Source organism: Roseiflexus sp. RS-1 (assembly GCF_000016665.1).
In the GTDB taxonomy this organism is placed as follows: Bacteria; Chloroflexota; Chloroflexia; order Chloroflexales; family Roseiflexaceae; genus Roseiflexus.
Genome location: NC_009523.1, coordinates 2,770,205 through 2,786,643, shown reverse-complemented (window position 1 = coordinate 2,786,643; position 16,439 = coordinate 2,770,205). Strand labels below are relative to the sequence as shown.

The window sequence follows — 16,439 nt, the reverse complement described above, 5'->3', positions numbered from 1 at the left end:
GGTACGTTGTAGTTGTTCCGCACTACATCCGATTGCGACGCTGCTCCTGGAAGCAATCATCACACAGAACCGGTTTACGACCGCTTGGAACAAACGGCACCTTCGCCTCACGCCCGCAATTCGCGCAAATGGCGGTGTACATCTCGCGCGCGCCCGATGAACGCGTCCCGCCGCCTCGTTCGCTGTACCCGCTGCTTCGTTCGCTATACCCGCCGCTCCGTTCACCGTACCCACCGCCGCTGCGATTGCTGTACCCGCTACTGCCCGACGCTTTGCGCGCCTGCCGACAACTCGGGCAGCGCGATGGCTCGTTCGTGAATCCCTTCTGTGCGTAGAACTCCTGCTCACCTGCAGTAAATACGAACTGTGCGCCGCAGTCGCGACACGTCAATGTTTTGTCGGCGTAGCTCATCGCTCGCTTCGCTCCTTTGGGCTTGAACGTAAGCCCATTCCTTGGGACTGATTAACCGGGGTCTGGCAGACAATGGGCTATGGGATCTGACTGCAGAGGCAGGAATCCAGGGCGCCACGTGGAACCAAACCGTATATAGTGTATCACGAGCGTGAGGCGATTGCAAGAATAACGTTACAGCGTTACAGCGTCGTATCCGGGGCGTCGGCGAACAACGCCGCTACCGCCACCGGCAGGTCGGGCAGGCAGGTCAGGTGCAGTGTCTGCGTGTCATTGCAAATGACCGGCGCACGGTAGGCGTCGCCTTCCAGCCGGTACACCCGCGCGCAGCACTGCGCCGGGTCGATTTCCACATATTCGGGCACGCCGCAGTGCGCGTACAGCGCTCGCTTCTGCGCCATCGCTTCGGTGCTGTTGCCCGGCGAGAGAACTTCGATGATCAGGTCGGGCGCGCCATGAATGCGCCGCTCGCGCACCAGCGCGGCGACCCGTTCGGCGCGGATGAAGAGAAAGTCGGGCTGCACCGCGTCGTGCAGCGACAGGATGACGCCAATCGGCGCTGTGAACCAGATACCCAACCCACGCTGACGCGCCGGCACACCCAACAACTCGATGCACCTGCCGACAATCCACTGATGAAATGCGCTGGGCGCGGTCGTCATCCAGAGGACCCCTTCAAGTATTTCGTAGCGGTTGCCATCGTCTGGCAGACCTTCCCACGCCGCGACCGTCCAGCGACCGTGGGGCGGTCCCGGCACGGCGTGGTCGACCAGCAGCGGCGCGACGGTGGCGTTCTCAGGGAGCATACCATAACCCTCCGTAGCGTGAACCGTCTGGCGGGCATTATACCGTGAATCCAGGCATAGCGGGGGCGCACTCTGAAAACCAGGATATGCCTGCCACCGAGGGTCGGTAGCAATTCGCTACTATCGCCTTCCCATACTGGAGTCCATTTGTACGCATTTGGTGATAGAATGGTTAAGGACGGCGATGACGCCACGTGCACTATCGCGCTCGTCAGACAGAATCCTCCGGAGAAATGATTATGCCAGCATTTGAACTCTCCTTCACCCCCACCTTCTACTACGAATCGCTCGACCTCCCACGCCACGTGAGCAAGGCGATCACCAAAAAGCTGGAGATCCTTGCCAGTGATCCCTATTCAGCTCGCGGCGATGCAAAGAAACTCAAGGGGTACGACAATGTCTATCGGGTGCGGGTTGGCGACTACCGTATTTGCTACTGCATCGGCAGGGGATGGGTCAAACTGCTGAGCGTGCGCAAGCGCAACGAGCGCACGTATGAAGACGATCTACCCGATATTGTTCCGCCAGCAACGTTGCCCGATCCGTCCACACTCACACCGAAAGCGCGTGGCGTTATTGAAGAAGAGTTCACGCTCAGCGCGCCAACGCTCGATATTATGCCGCCATCGCGTACACTGCCGCCAGGTCGCCCGCTGCCGTTCATGATAACAAACGACATGCTGGAGCGCTGGCGCATACCCGCCCAGTATCATTCAGAGATCCTCACTGCGCGCACCGAGGACGATCTGCTCAACCTGCCGATCCCGGAACGCGATCTCAATCGCATCCTTGACAACCTGTTCCCCCGTTCGCTCGATGCGATTGCAGCGCAGCCCGAATTCGTCCTTTCCACGCCTGCGGATGTCGAGCGTTTTGCCGAAGAAGACCTGAGCAGTTTTTTGCTGCGTCTGACGCCAGAACAGGAGCGCCTGATCAATCAGGATCGCCGCGGTCCGATCCTGGTGCGGGGCGGTCCGGGAACCGGCAAATCCACGCTGGCGCTCTATCGGGTGCAGCGTCTGCTGGAACAGGGTGTCACATCGGTGCTCTTCACCACCTATACCAATGCCCTGGTCACCTATTCGGAGCAACTGTTGACCAGACTGCTCGGCGCACCGCCAGACGCATGGGGGGTCAAGGTGACCACGGTTGATAGTCTGGCATACCATTATTTTGCCAGAGGGTGGGGAAAACCCACATTCGCAACTGAAGGACAGGCACTTGCTCTGCTCGCCATGTCGCTGCGCGAAGCGGAGATACCCGCAGCAAACGAGGCAGACCGTCAGACGCGCCTCGCGGCATTGGAGCACCTCGGACAGGAGTATCTGCTTCAGGAGTTTCTGCACATTATCGAAGCGCGGAATATCAGCAGTCAGGAAGAATACCTGGTCATTGAGCGTCACGGACGACGCACGCCGCTCAAACCGGCGATCCGCGAAGCGCTGTGGGCGGTCTATGAATACTGGCGTGATCTGATGCGCGCCAATGGTCTCGTTCTGCACGAGCAGGTGCGGCGCGGTGCAATGGAATACACCGCACACATCGACCCAAAACCATATCAGGCGCTGGTCATCGACGAAGCGCAGGACCTTTCGCCGGTGGCGTTGCGGTTGCTATTGAACCTGGTGGAAACGCCAGAGCATGTCTATCTGACCGCCGATGCGTCGCAGTCGATCTACCAGCGCGGTTTCAGCTGGAAGCAGGTGCACCACGACCTTGCCTTCACCGGTCGGACGATACTGCTGAAGCAGAACTTTCGCAATACGGCGCAGATTCTGGCGGCCTGCGCCAGCATTCTGGCAGGGAGCCAGGCAGGCGAAGAAGAGAGCATCCAGCAACTCCCATCGACGCATCAGGGGGATCCGCCACTCATCTGGCTGGTCAGCAGCGATACGCGCGCCGCTGAAACGATCCGTGATTTCTTCCTGGAAGCAGCGCGCTACTACCGTCTGCCAACCCACAGCGGCGCTGTGTTTTGCACCAGCAACCGGGAAGGCAGGGAACTTGCCGAACGTCTCAGCAAGCTGGGTATGCCAGCAGTGTTCCAATCCGGCAGAGAGCTTGACATTACCGTCCCCCTGGTCAAAGTGCTGACGCTGCACTCCGCCAAGGGGCTGGAATTTCCCTTTGTGGCAATTGTTGGTCTGGACGAAGGACGCCTGCCGCGGATCAACGAGGACTTGCCGGTCGAGGAGGCGCAGGTGCAGGAAGACGAGCAACGCCGTCTCTTCTTCGTCGGGTGCTCGCGCGCCATGCGGGCGCTGCTGGTCTGCGGATCGCGCGCGGCGCCGTCGCCGTTCCTTGCACCGTTGCAACCGCCAGTGTGGCGGAGGGAGAGTTCGGAGCCTGAGGAAATCCCCATCCTCGTCTAGTCGCAAGATCTTTCAAATAAGCGTGCACAAAGCCAAAAAGACACGCAGGCTTGTGCTTCCTTACTTGAAAGGTATCGGCTCCAGACATGCGCTCTTCACTCGCCGTCGACGGGAAGAAAAATTCAAGAATACGAACAAGATATATTGTCAACTTGAAGACTGAAAGTTACGAATGATTTCCAGCGCAGCCAAACGGTTGATCGTTTTTTCATCGCCATACCTTGCGGTAACGCAATAAGGGCAACCACGACTCTCTGGATGTTTCGAGCAATATGGACACTCCTCGAGGATCTGCACTGCTCGAAGCAATATTCGGTCAAGACGTCTGAACGCTGCCTCTGTAATGCCAACACCTCCAGGAACCGTGTCATACACCATCACCATGGGGCGAAGGACATCCTGAAAGTGTAGCATTCCGACGCCTTCGACGTCTGAAAGGTCGCACAATTCTTCTATAGACGTCGCTAACCGTAACGCGCCTGCCAGTGAGTACATCGCGGCTTCTCGTTCATCAGGCGAGATTGCATCCAATACTTTCGGAGAAAGCAACAGCCAGAATGCCTGCGTCTGATATTCGAGCGGTGGAGGTGCTGCGCGACCGAGCGGTCGATACTTGAAGGGCTCATTACGAGAAAACAGCGGAACTTCGTAGTATCCATCAACCCGGGTATGACACTTGACAATGCCGTACCCTACGACGTAATGTTCATCATCACGCTGGATCTGACAGTCAATGATCGAGATATCTATCTCAACATGCGCAGCTGTCGTATATTCGGGATGTTCTAACTCCTGAACGACAACTTCGCCACGCCCTCGACTCCAATCCAGATCACAGGAAATAACACGATAATAGCGATCAATATGCTGATAATGTGCATGGCGATGCAAAGCCCGCTGCGCTCTTGCTGCATCAACTTCGACAATCAGACGCTTTTCCTGATCCTTCACCGGAACAGCGAACGTGAGACTGCGAAAAGGCGTATCAGCCAAATTTTTAGCAGATTCCGTCAATTCATATCGACCCATGCCATCAGAAGTCATCAATCCCTCGGCGGTCAACGTCTGTATTTGATCCAGTGCAGCTTTTCCGAACAAATGGAAATCTTCGTCACTCAGTGGAAATTCGCGCGCTGCTGTCAACAAATGGCTCCGCACGATATATGGATTGTCAGGATTGCAATAGACTGGCTCTGCATTCAGATCGAATAAGACCTCTGGGTGCTGGACAAAAAATTGGTCCAGTGGATTTCGATCAGCAATCAAGATGATCACACCTTCGCCAGCACGTCCAGCACGACCAGCCTGCTGCCAGAATTGTGCGATCGATCCCGGAAAACCGATAATGACGGCTGCCGAAAGACTACCGATATCAATACCCATCGAGAGAGCGGTTGTTGAGATAACACTATGAAGGCGGCCATCCTTAAGATCTCGAATGATGGCGCGTTTCTCGTCTGGCCGCAGTTCACGCATAAATGGCTTGATAAGCGGCGTGTCAATGCCTTGTTCGCGTAACTCAGCAGAAGTAAAGCGATAAATATCGTTAATTTCTCCAATTGATCGCGCGAATGCGATATGGCGGACACGTTCGCTTATAAGGTGCAGTAGCACATTTTTAGCATGAGTCGATGTTGCATACACCTGACCATCATCGACACTGCTGCTCCAGATCACCACCATACGCTTATGTTGGGGAACGCCATCCTCAGATCCATCAACTCCGACTGGACGCCGACCAATGAAACGCTCTACGGTTCCAATCGGATCAACCATGGTCGCAGACGCGCATAAGAATTGCGGATTGGTCCCATGCAACCGACACAAACGTTGAAGCCGCCGTATCAGGTTGGCGAAGGAGGCACCAAGAATACCCCGATAGATGTGCATTTCGTCGATTACGATGTAGCGCAACCCTGCCAGAAGATAACGCCAATGTCGATCATCAAACGCACCTCTGAGCATAGCCATATGGAGCATATCAGGGGTTGTCAGAACATACTGCGGACGGCGCCGACGTATTTCCTCCCGATCACCAGGCAGCACAGAACCGTCATAACGTGCGATAGTGACTCTTCGAGAGCCTATCACAAGCGTCCGGCATACACGATGAATAGAAAAACGTTCACCCTTCCTGATCCAATCTGTACCGCTCTCATCAAAAATCGTAAGCGCTTCAAACTGATCTTCAGTCAGAGCCACTAATGGCGAAATATAGAGCGCGGTAGCATCAGAAGAGCATAATGTAGCCTCTAACACCGGTAGTATATACGCTAATGATTTACCACTTGCGGTAGGGGTTGTAATGATGATATCGTGACCATTAAGCGCCACCTCAATAGCCTTAGCCTGAAACGAATAAAGTTTTCCACCTTTGGGCAACACCTTCTTCTGCAAAACGTGCTGAAGTTCTGGATTCAGACCATTAATTATTCTATTATCATCAAAAGAGGCTGAACGTGCAGGAAATTCCTGAATATTACGAATCGCGTCCTGATACCTGTTAATCATGGAGTTAACAAGCGTTACCGCCTGAAAGGACTCCGCTGACTGAAACACAAGTGGCAGATCTGAAAGACCCAGATCACGAAGGTCTTCAAGATCAACAGGTATCATTTCGCGGATGCCTTCATTAAGACAATGGAAGCAGTATAAACCAGGGGCGAACGGACGAGAGGTATATGACCAAGCTCCTTTAACAATATTACCATCCTTTTCCGTTAAATAGCGCATCGCTCTTTTTTGTCCCTGGTCAAGCGCGATTTGCAATAAGCGGAATGACTTGGGATTTTCTCCCCGATTATGCCTGCGACAGCGTATAGCGATAATATTCATCTTCATCCTCCTCATTGGTAAAGAAAAGGTTGTAATATTCGTCGATATTCACCTCTATTAAGACGTTTGAGCGCTTTTCGCTCGATTTGACGAATTCTCTCCCGTGTAAGACCAAAAATCTGACCTATTTCCTCCAAAGTATGCGTTTGACCATCGATCAAACCATAACGCCGCTCAAGGATGTCACGCTCACGGCTAGAGAGGTGACCCAATACCTCTCTCAGCACTGCATGAAGCAACTGTTGCTCACAAATGAAATCTGGACCCTCCTCGCGATCATCTGCGATCAATTCCCCCAGGAAAGTATTGGTATCTGCACCAACCGGTCGATCGATAGATGTGTGGTGCTGCGCAACACGCCACAGAGATCGGACTTTAGCGAGAGAAACGCCAAGTGCATTTGCCAACTCAGCATCACCTGGCTCACGACCGTGAATGCAGCGGAACTGCTCGCACGTCTTACGCAAACGATGAAGTTGCTCCACAATATGAACCGGCAGGCGAACCATACGATCCTGATCTGCGAGCGCTCGCTGTATCGACTGCCGAATCCAATAGACGGCATATGTTGATAATCGCCCCCGACAATTCTGGTCGAACCTCTCGATGGCTTTGAGCAAGCCAATCCGCCCTTCCTGCAGCAGATCATCGAAGGTTAGGTGTCGGGCATACGGCATATAACGCGTGGCTATCTTCGCAACCAGGCGCAGGTTGCAGCGCATCAATGTATCGATCGCCTCTTCCGACGCCTTGATCCTTCGCTCGGCGGCATATTGCTGCACTGAACTGAGGCCGCTCTGCAATTCGCGTTTGGCACGCAATCCGTCGTGATAAATCTCGAGCAGGCGCCGTTCATCGGCAGCACTCAGCAACTCGTGATCAAATTCACCGGCTCGTCCCATCATTTCCGCGAGCATCTCGAAGACTTCATCAGCAATTTCTGTCGCAAAATCGTCGTTTCCGAGATCGCTTTCTTCCGCCTCAACCACCTGAACCTGGCATTCTTCAAGCGTTCGCAGGATGCGTTCATAGAGTTGGGTTGCGAGATCCGGCTCTATGCCAGCATCATCGAGCACAACATCGATCTGGCGATAGGTGATCGCCTTTCCTGGCGCAGGATCGAGTTTCTGGAGCACCTCATCAAGCGCGCGGGTCAGCCATGCGTCATTCTGTGCATATCCCGCCTGGTGGCAAAAATGTTGAGACATCACTGCACCTGATATACTCGCAGGTCTTGAGAAGCTGACAGCGCAAAGACCCGCGATCTCCTCCTGGCAATAAGCCTACCAAAGATGACCATAACAAATGCGACGAGATCAATCGACCATCCGCAATTTACAAGGAGTGGGATCGATTGCAACAAGCAACGGGCGTGTCATACCAGCCATCGACACGATTGCCTGTCCCGGTGCAAGACCCGGCAGGCGCGACCACAGACTTTCGTCGATTCCGCTAACTGAGCGTTTGAGACGATTGATAACGCCAGCGTCAGCGATTTTGTGCAGAATGAAGTTGTTGATCAAGCCAAGCACTTCATCAGGCAGATGCTGCGGAAGTTGCGTCACAAAGACAAGCCCAAGCCAGCGTTTGCGGCCACGGCGGGCGATACGCGCGACCTGCTGAAAGAGCACCGGCATTTGTTTGATACGCTCTGCAGAAAGAAACTCGTGCGCTTCTTCAATAACTACAATGGTACGATTTGGCTGTCTACCTGCTTTCTCTGCTTCGACATAGTTCCTGTCTTGCTGCTCCTGAATTCCGCGAAGAATCTCTGCGATGACAAGGTTGTTGATCCGCGGTGAGTCAGTGTCACTGAGATCGATAATCGATACCTGACCCGGTCTGGTCAGATCACGATAGTTGAGAGGCTTTGCATCTGGATTGTCGAAAATCTTCAGGCGACGAATACGGCCAATCTTCCCTTGCAGCGCGCGCCAACTGCTAACGACGCCGGGAAGCGAACCCTCGGACTTCTTACTACTATCAGCATTGATAGCCCTCTTAATCGCTGCGATGACATCATCTTTGCGGTTGCGAAACTCCTTCGAGTGGAATTCTATACCATCCTCCGCTTTGTCGATGATTTGAGCACACGCTGTAATGATATCGTATATCTGTTCCAGCGTCATTTGCGGGTATCCCTCTTCCATCTCATCCAACTCGAAGAAACGTGATGGATCCTCTCCCGCCTGCGGCGAAATCCTAAGATCTTGCAAGACGCGCCTCGTAATATCATACGCTTTCAGGTAGCGTGTTTCCTGTGGTTCGTTGAGTTCCAGCAATTCCATTACGAGATAAGGCGAGAGTTTATCGAATTTTATACAGAAGCTGGTCTTCGGATGATGACCAGGGTTGGTTGTTTCACGACCGACAAGATGATAGATATGAGTATTTTGAACGCCATCCGGTTTCAATCCACGACGATCAAGCGCTGCGATCATCGTGCGATCGGTGGTCTGTTCGTTGATCATGGTGTACTCGCCTTCAGTGTCGATCAACACCGTAGCGATCCCGGCCTTCTGTAGACTGTAGATCAATCCAGACACAGTTGTTGATTTACCACCGCCGGTGGTACCGAGGATACCCACATGGCGCGGCAGGACCGATTTGCGATCAGAAGGAATGCGCACCTCCAGGTTTTCGTGTCCTACTGCTAATCCCAATCGAATATCGCCTTCCAGTTTCAATACATTCGCGGTCTCGCAACTATTAAGGGCAAACACCGGGCTATTCGGCAAAGGACGAAAGCGCGGCGGAACGAGCATACCGCTTTCGTCCTCCTCACCCAGAATTTCAACCTGCACTCGGCCGTGAAACTTGGGCATGAAAATACCGCCCTTGACTGTCGTCGTCACCACAATTGGCGAATCGCCACGAATACCGTCAGGCTCAGCAAACGGTCCTTCGATAACGACACCCAGATAGGATCGGCCATCCCGGCTCTTGATGCGCACCAGCGACTGTGACGGCGCCTTTTCCATACTTTCACGCGGCAAGAGCACTGTTAGACTATTGTCCTTGCTTGATGGCGTATCAAACATTGTGCGCCCAATCGAGCCGACGTACTCCTCTGGCTCTTCCCAGGCCCCACCTGCTTTTTCGGCATCGGCATCAATGCTCTGGAAAACTTCTTGAGACACCGGTGCAAATCCATCATCCAACGTTGGGTCAATGTTACGTACATTTTTTTCGACCGCCATTTCTTCCTCCTCTTCAAACCCCTCCAGGCGAAACTGATACTGATTGCCAATTGATCTCTGCTGTTTTCCCATCGCTGCACTCCTCATCAGGCGCGTGTCTGACGCTCATTCAGGAAGCGAAACGGCTCACCTGCATGGGCATACGCCATCTGGACGGCATTGCTGAAAATATCATTGCCAAACGTTGTGCGGCAGATCGCATCCGCCAGATCAATAAGCATCGGAAAACCGCGATGTTCTTGAAGAACGCTGTCAGCCATTGCGATCAGAGCCGCTTCGCAGGCATGGTCAATATGACTGAAGAAGAGATACGCTGGAGCGGCGGCAGAAGCGCGATAGACGCCGAGGACGACGTTTGGTCCTATTTCGCGGCAAAAGTTCTCCGCCTTGGCACGATACTGCCTGTTGTAATGTCCTCGATTGACAATCGCCAGCATGCGATCAGTGATAGTTTCGAGGATGGCAAATTCGAGCGGATAAAGCGCCTGACCGAGAGTCAACCAGCGGCGATCAGACGGCGCGCTTGGTACGAACAGAAACTTGCGATGGTTCAACACCAGTTCACGAATGATTTCCATAGCACGGTCCAGAAGATCCATGCTCCCTGAACCAGTCAATAGTTCATAGGGCGCAGGATTTCCGTGACCGACGCGCCATACGCCGGTTGACTTGCGTGCGAGGATAGCTCGTTCGGCATACGTCATAATGCCGCGCCGCGCCAGATCGCTCAGCCGACCTCGCTCATCAGCGTCGACGCTGCCGCGCGCGGCGCGATTATCGAGCAATGCCAGCAGATCGTCGAGTGCACTGCCAGTGCTTGCCCGCAGATCACGACGAAAGAGGCGTTGCGACCAGGACCCCTGATCACCTCGATACGAAACGAGGCAGATACCGATCTGGGTGATAGTCACCGGAAGCGTATCGTGTTCGACGCTTGTGCCATCGCATGCCTCGACCGCGCCATTGAACAGCAATGCCTGGTGCACCCGCCGCAGGTCGCTGGTCGTAACACGGTAGCAACCAGCGCCGCGCGGGGCGCCAGGGCGATTGCGAAGGCGTGGGAAGATCTCGTGCCGGATGGTCTCGCGTTGGGTATTTTCGATCTCAACCGCAGCACGCACCTCCCGCTCGAGACGCTCGTACAATCCTTCCAGATCGCCTCCTGTCTGCCAGGAGTCGATATCGAGCGTCCTATCGAGCGGTTCACCATAGGCAACAGAAAACGTGTCCGCACTGATGAGCGACTCATTCTCATTGATTGATTGTGGTGATCCCACCGCTCCGCTCATAGCATCCTCCCATCACCACATTATCGGCGCTTCTACTGTTCTATTCCGCGTTCCTCTGAAAAGTGCGACTCACAACCCCAACCATTGCGCCATCGAACCTGAAACTTGAGTTCGCAACAAAACAGCTGCATACATCTGTGCAACACGGCGTGGCAGACCATATCTATCAACAAGATAAGAAACAAGGCAGCGCACTTTTTCTAACGGAGCGACAACGTCATCAGGAATGCTGGCAAGCGCCTCTTCCGCGGGAACGAGCAATTCCAATGCCAGACGATCAGCGTGATCCTCAGATTGAACGGTGACAGGCTGATCGATATCTCCATGAGGATTGCGCACCATCAGATCGACAAAAACACCGAACGAAACATCGGCCAGTACGGCGTGGATACGTTCTTCTATCGTTGGTGAGCGCTCGCCATCCAGCACTGGCAAGATCGAAGGTCCAAACAATTGCAGTGCTCTCTGCCGGGGTTCCAGGTAGTCAAGCAGAAAATGTGCGGTTTCGTGAGCAACAGTAAACCGTCGCTCACAGACATCATCATCGGCATTGACAAACAAGACTCCCTGCCCGCGCACAGCAACAATACATCCATGCAAAGAACGATCATAACGTGCAAAACGATACGGTATGTCTCTTCGAGCAAACCATTGCTCGATCCTGTGTGTACTCAGTGCGGGAAGTGACACAACAGCGAGTGGAAAGAAACGATCAACGACGTAAGACAGATCACGCGGGTACGGCAGAGTTCCACCAACCTGTCGCCAGAACGTTTCAGCAGCACGCACAACCCATCCTTCACTCATGGTCACACATCTCATCATCACTCGCATCATCTTCCCGATCACGCGCTGCCATGAGCAAATGTTTCTTCTCCTGCACTGCGTTGAAATGATCCCGTAGCGCCTGTATCGCATCGACTTCACGGATGATCTGTATCAACCGTTCACCTGGAAAGGCGAAACGACGCGCCAGATGATCAATATCGCTGAGGAATGTTGGCGAGTGGGCGATGGGACGGCGACAGAGCGCTAATCGCACGACATCTTCCTGTGAACATCCCAGAAACCTTGCAAACTCTTCAGAACTCATGTCGTTCATCTGGCGGTACGCTTCCAGGACGCTCGCCAGGAAAAAAGGGCGCTCACGTGCACGCTCAGCAGCCCGGATAACTGATGATGATAAAGGTCGGCTCACTTTTGTCGCCCTCCGAGACGTTTCAGGCGGATGCGAAGGCGATCTTTGACGCGCTTAACCTGTTTCCGCTGCTCATCGGCAGGTAAATGTGCAATGCCGAGCACTTCCGCAAATGCATGCGTGCGCCGCTCACCTTCGGAGAGTAGTCGCAACACCTGCCAGTCGCGCGGATCGGTGATTTCGCGTCGCAGTTGTTCGTAGATCTGGTTAACATCGTACTGTCCGGCGAACAACGTTGGCGCCAGACGATCAAGCACTTCTTCCTCTACATTACTATTCCCACCTGAAGCAACAAGATCGACAGATTCTAGAGGGACAAGACGTCTCCAACGACGCTCCTCCTTCTGAATCAGGTTCTGAAGGTTGCGCGACGCATCGAGGATAAGGTATGACCAGAGAGGTCCACGTTCAGGGATGTAGCGGGATGGTTCTTGTACAAATGAAAGAAGCGTATCAGTCGCAATATCTCTTGCCCACTCTGGATCAGGAAGCGCTGGATACCGGAGTTGCAAGGTACGTATCAGTGGATCGAGGCACAACTCGGCGAAATCGGACGGCGCATCTGGTTCACCGCTGATAAGTCGTCGATAGACTACAAGAAGATCTTTTTCATCAGGACGATTGCGTGGCGCCATCGACGTGCCAACTACAACACAGGAAAGCTAAAGTCGCACATATGTAAGAACCACTTCACGACGCATCCGATGTTCGAGGTTGCTCATTCCGGCCTGTGCTGGCGGTGGCAGATAACGACGCGAGGGGAGAATCGGACGCGAAAAGTGAGAGACATGGTTGAATCCGAGTCGCCGGAGAATGTGCGCGATGATACGTGAATTACGCACAAAAGAGCCTTTGATGGATGAATTGCCAATAACAAACACGGCGATACCGCCGCACTTCAGCACTCGATGCACTTCGCGCAGCATAGCGTCAAGGTCTGTCACGTAGCGTGCAAGAATACGGCGTTCACGCTGTGGAAAATCAGGCGGTATCTTCAGGATACGGAAGATCTCGTCGAGTAATTCCGGATCAGAAATATGCTCAGGCGCTCGCTCCGCACCAATGCTGCACCGCCGGATGGCGCGGAGATCGCGCAGCCGGTAGCCAAACCAGATGAGAGCCAGTCGATGACCGCGGATATAATCGATTGCATTCAGATATGGTGGCGACGTAATCACCGCATCGACGGTTTGAGCATCAATGCCAGTCGCACGCGCATCACCGTGTGCCACATCGACCCAACCACGTGGCGGCTCTTCTTCCAGACGACGCGCCAATCGATGAACTGACTCGAGAAATCCTTCAAAGACGCGGTAGGTATTCGTCTGAGCGACTTTGTGCGGTCGACTATGGGAAACATCGTGCGCCAGTGAAGCGCCGCGATCCTTGGTGATAATGATCCGACTGAGAGCGATACGCAGCGCGTCACCAATCACGTCATTGCGCCAGCGAAGACATGAGCTCAATTGACGCAAATGTTGTCGTTGCTCTTCTGCGAACCAGTAGACGCTGAATGCTGCTGTCTCAGCATCATCGTCGATCCAGGGTAGCTTGATCCGTTCAGGGGACAACTCACACGCTTCATTGACCAGTTCACGTGCTGCGACACGTAATTGCTGCGGATTGATCGGCGCTGTCCATACTCTGGTCATCAAGACCGCCAGTGGATCGACGTCTCGACCAATGGCACGATGACCTGCTTCTGCAGCCACTCGCACGACTGTCCCAGACCCCATCATCGGATCAAGGACCGTCGATCCGGGTGTGAGCGCTTCTATTGCTTTCAGAGCAATATGAGGCGCCATGCGTGCTGGAAAGGGATGAATGGGCCGGGGAGGTTTCATATGTCCTCATCGACGCGCTATTTCTTGCAGAATTCTAGCGTTAAGCGCTAAAAATGTCTAGTGGAAAAGATAAACATCTCGAATACAGATCGATTGCAATGCGTTTATGGATTTCCTCATCACCCCAACTCCCGCGTCAGCGCCGCATCCAGCGCATCGACGGCGCCGGGAAGCAACGGGATGGCGCCAGCGCCGCCGGGATAGCGTTCGGCAGCGCCTGTACCGGGGTAGAGGATCAGCGCGGCAACCACAGATGGAGGGTCTGCCGCTCCAATTGCGCCCGCATACGCATACGCCTCCGCCAGCGCGTCGGCGGGAACGGCGCGTTCATCGGCATCCAGGCGATATTTGGCGTCCAGCACAATGATGCGCGGCGGATGCCCTGGTCGCGTGGCTTCGATCGCAAGATCGGGGATGCGGGTGTGGCGATCCAGTGACACGAATGTGTCGCCACTCTGGGCACTTACTGCCGGAGGATAGCGCGGCTGATAGCGCACCGTCAGGTCCCATCCTTTATACCCGGCAATCAGCAAGGGGGCATCGCTTGGCAGATTGATCGCCCAGGCATCGGTTTCACCAGGTGGGGTTATCAGGAGGTTATGGGAATGCACATCCACACCCAGGTCGAGGAGCGACCAAACGGCGCGCAATACGCACCAGCGTTCGTACAGGAGCGGCAGATCGACGACTGAAAGATCGAACGGCGCGCCGGGATCGACGACCAGCCGCTGGCGCAGCGCCCGCCACATACGGTAGATCTGGCGGTACGACGGGTCGCGCCGGATCAGCGGCGTGACCGCAGGGACATGGCGCAGCGCTGTCACCTGGTCGAAGAACGGCGTGGCAAGCAGACCGGCGATCCTACGAGCGCACTGGTCGCAGCGCGATGCAATAGCGCGGGCGCGCGCGGCGCGGGAAGAACCCGGAGCCACAGTATCGAGACGAGTAACTTCGCGCTGAGCCCAATCTGCACACCGCCGCGCGCGCCCGCGCAGGGTTTCCAGGGTGTGTTTCAGCAGACGGTGCTCAGCAGTATCGAACGTGACGCTGCTGCGCTGCTGCACTGTGGTGCGCGGCAGAAATCCGCCTTCTGGGCGCAATGCCCGCTGCACATGGGTCGCCACGTCGGGAGGCGCAACCTCCAGGTCACCCTGAATGGCGCGATGCAGCGCCGTAACTGAAACATCCGTCGCCTGCCCCAACAGCATCTGACGCTCATCGCGCTGCATGGTGCTGCGGGGATGCGCCAGAATACGGTGCGCTGCCTGCTCGAATCGGTCGAAGAATGATCCAAACAGCATATCAGCATCATCGAGCCACGAGCGGGATGCGCCTTCACTCGCAGCCAGATGCGCCTCGACAACGGCGCCTGCCAGCGAGCGTACCAGACCGATGGCGACACGCTCGACATCTTCGATCAGGGCGAGATAGCGCGCGCGGTCGATCTTGCGCGGCGCGACGTTCAATCGCCACACCCGTTCGACACGTGTTCCCCGGCAGGCAGCAAGGCGCAGTGTATGGACGCCGACAGCCGCTCCTGGATTCCACGTCCAGCGCCAGCGTGGATCGCCTGGACGGAGAAACGGCGACAGCACAACGCCATCGATGGACAGTTCCAGCGCCTCAGCGTTGCCTGGAAGGGAGACGAACTCAACCGCCTGGTATTCGGTCAGGGTGGGCGGATCACCTTCCACTTCCGGCGAGAGATCAATTTCAACCAATGATGTCACAGGTTCAGCATCCCGGAAGGCGTATGGGCAAAACCTTCACGTCCCCGTCTCCGCGATCAATGTCAACCGGTGATGTCACCGATCAAGCTTTCCCTCAGCGAGCCAGCGTTGCAACACCTCACGGGCAGCGCGGGCAGCGTGTGCGCGATGACTGATCTGATTCTTCCGCTCAGGCGGGAGTTCCGCCAGCGTTGCGTCCTCGTCGAGAACGTAGAAGATCGGATCGTACCCGAAGCCGTAGTGTCCTTTCGGCTCGAATTCAATAACGCCGGAGAGAACGCCCTCGACGAACTCGATTGAACCGTTGGGCAGCGCCAGGGCGATGACACACACGAAACGCGCCAGGCGCGCATGGAACGGCACCCCTTCGAGTTTGCGCAGCAGCAATGCGTTCCGCTCGGCATCGGTCGCTTCAGGACCGGCATAGCGCGCCGAATACACACCGGGTTCGCCGCCGAGCGCCGCCACTTCCAGCCCCGAATCGTCAGCAAGGGTTGGCATCCCGCTGCGACGCGCATAGTATTCGGCTTTGATGCGCGCATTTTCGGCAAAGGTTGCGCCTGTCTCCTCAACATCGTCCTCGATATGCAGGTCTGACAGCGTGTACAGATCAAGCGGCAGATCGGCGAAGATTGCTGCGTACTCCCGCAGCTTGCCCGGATTGGTGGTCGCTATCAACAGACGAGGCATAGCCATTCCTGATCATTGATCCGTCTTGTTGCAGCGTAGCCGCACAACGGCGATATGTCAAGG

13 protein-coding genes are annotated in these 16,439 nt (G+C 55.1%); 1 reads left to right on the top strand and 12 read right to left on the bottom strand.

What is annotated here, in order from left to right; translation table 11 throughout:
- Positions 1 to 22 precede the first annotated feature (22 nt).
- On the bottom strand, positions 23 to 412 hold the full coding sequence (locus tag ROSERS_RS11660) for a zinc-ribbon domain containing protein (protein ID WP_011956986.1): 390 nt from the start codon (positions 410 to 412) through the stop codon (positions 23 to 25).
- Positions 413 to 594: 182 nt separating this feature from the next.
- Entirely contained in the window at positions 595 to 1,218 is a 624-nt protein-coding gene (locus tag ROSERS_RS11655; protein ID WP_011956985.1) for a Uma2 family endonuclease, read from the bottom strand.
- Positions 1,219 to 1,457: 239 nt separating this feature from the next.
- Between ROSERS_RS11655 and ROSERS_RS11650 the strand changes: the two genes are divergently transcribed.
- Positions 1,458 to 3,590, top strand: coding sequence for a 3'-5' exonuclease (locus ROSERS_RS11650; RefSeq protein WP_011956984.1), 2,133 nt, complete (start codon positions 1,458 to 1,460; stop codon positions 3,588 to 3,590).
- A gap of 147 nt (positions 3,591 to 3,737) precedes the next feature.
- Here the strand turns inward: ROSERS_RS11650 and ROSERS_RS25010 are convergent, their stop codons facing one another.
- The 10 genes from ROSERS_RS25010 to ROSERS_RS11595 form a co-directional block, all read right to left on the bottom strand.
- Positions 3,738 to 6,425, bottom strand: a complete 2,688-nt coding sequence (locus ROSERS_RS25010; RefSeq protein ID WP_198136380.1) for a DEAD/DEAH box helicase — start codon at positions 6,423 to 6,425, stop codon at positions 3,738 to 3,740.
- 11 nt (positions 6,426 to 6,436) lie between these two features.
- Positions 6,437 to 7,633, bottom strand: coding sequence for a sigma-70 family RNA polymerase sigma factor (locus ROSERS_RS11635; RefSeq protein ID WP_011956982.1), 1,197 nt, complete (start codon positions 7,631 to 7,633; stop codon positions 6,437 to 6,439).
- A 108-nt stretch (positions 7,634 to 7,741) separates the two neighbouring features.
- Positions 7,742 to 9,697, bottom strand: a complete 1,956-nt coding sequence (locus tag ROSERS_RS11630) for an ATP-binding protein (RefSeq protein WP_011956981.1) — start codon at positions 9,695 to 9,697, stop codon at positions 7,742 to 7,744.
- A gap of 14 nt (positions 9,698 to 9,711) precedes the next feature.
- Entirely contained in the window at positions 9,712 to 10,914 is a 1,203-nt protein-coding gene (locus ROSERS_RS11625; RefSeq protein WP_011956980.1) for a hypothetical protein, read from the bottom strand.
- 69 nt (positions 10,915 to 10,983) lie between these two features.
- Positions 10,984 to 11,721 carry an ImmA/IrrE family metallo-endopeptidase gene (locus ROSERS_RS11620; RefSeq protein ID WP_011956979.1) on the bottom strand — a complete coding sequence of 246 codons (738 nt, stop codon included), beginning with the start codon at positions 11,719 to 11,721 and terminating at the stop codon, positions 10,984 to 10,986.
- A complete protein-coding gene (locus ROSERS_RS26445) occupies positions 11,714 to 12,112 on the bottom strand; it encodes a hypothetical protein (RefSeq protein ID WP_011956978.1) in 399 nt (132 codons plus the stop codon). Before ROSERS_RS26445 ends, ROSERS_RS11620 begins: the two co-directional genes overlap by 8 nt.
- The gene (locus ROSERS_RS11610) at positions 12,109 to 12,747 is read right to left on the bottom strand and encodes a sigma factor (protein WP_011956977.1); all 639 of its coding nucleotides are present in this window, start codon (positions 12,745 to 12,747) and stop codon (positions 12,109 to 12,111) included. Before ROSERS_RS11610 ends, ROSERS_RS26445 begins: the two co-directional genes overlap by 4 nt.
- A gap of 27 nt (positions 12,748 to 12,774) precedes the next feature.
- On the bottom strand, positions 12,775 to 13,956 hold the full coding sequence (locus ROSERS_RS11605; protein ID WP_011956976.1) for a DNA methyltransferase: 1,182 nt from the start codon (positions 13,954 to 13,956) through the stop codon (positions 12,775 to 12,777).
- Between the two features lie 119 nt (positions 13,957 to 14,075).
- Entirely contained in the window at positions 14,076 to 15,686 is a 1,611-nt protein-coding gene (locus tag ROSERS_RS11600) for a DUF2357 domain-containing protein (protein WP_011956975.1), read from the bottom strand.
- Between the two features lie 75 nt (positions 15,687 to 15,761).
- Positions 15,762 to 16,376, bottom strand: coding sequence for an XTP/dITP diphosphatase (locus ROSERS_RS11595; protein ID WP_011956974.1), 615 nt, complete (start codon positions 16,374 to 16,376; stop codon positions 15,762 to 15,764).
- Between the last annotated feature and the right edge of the window lie 63 nt (positions 16,377 to 16,439).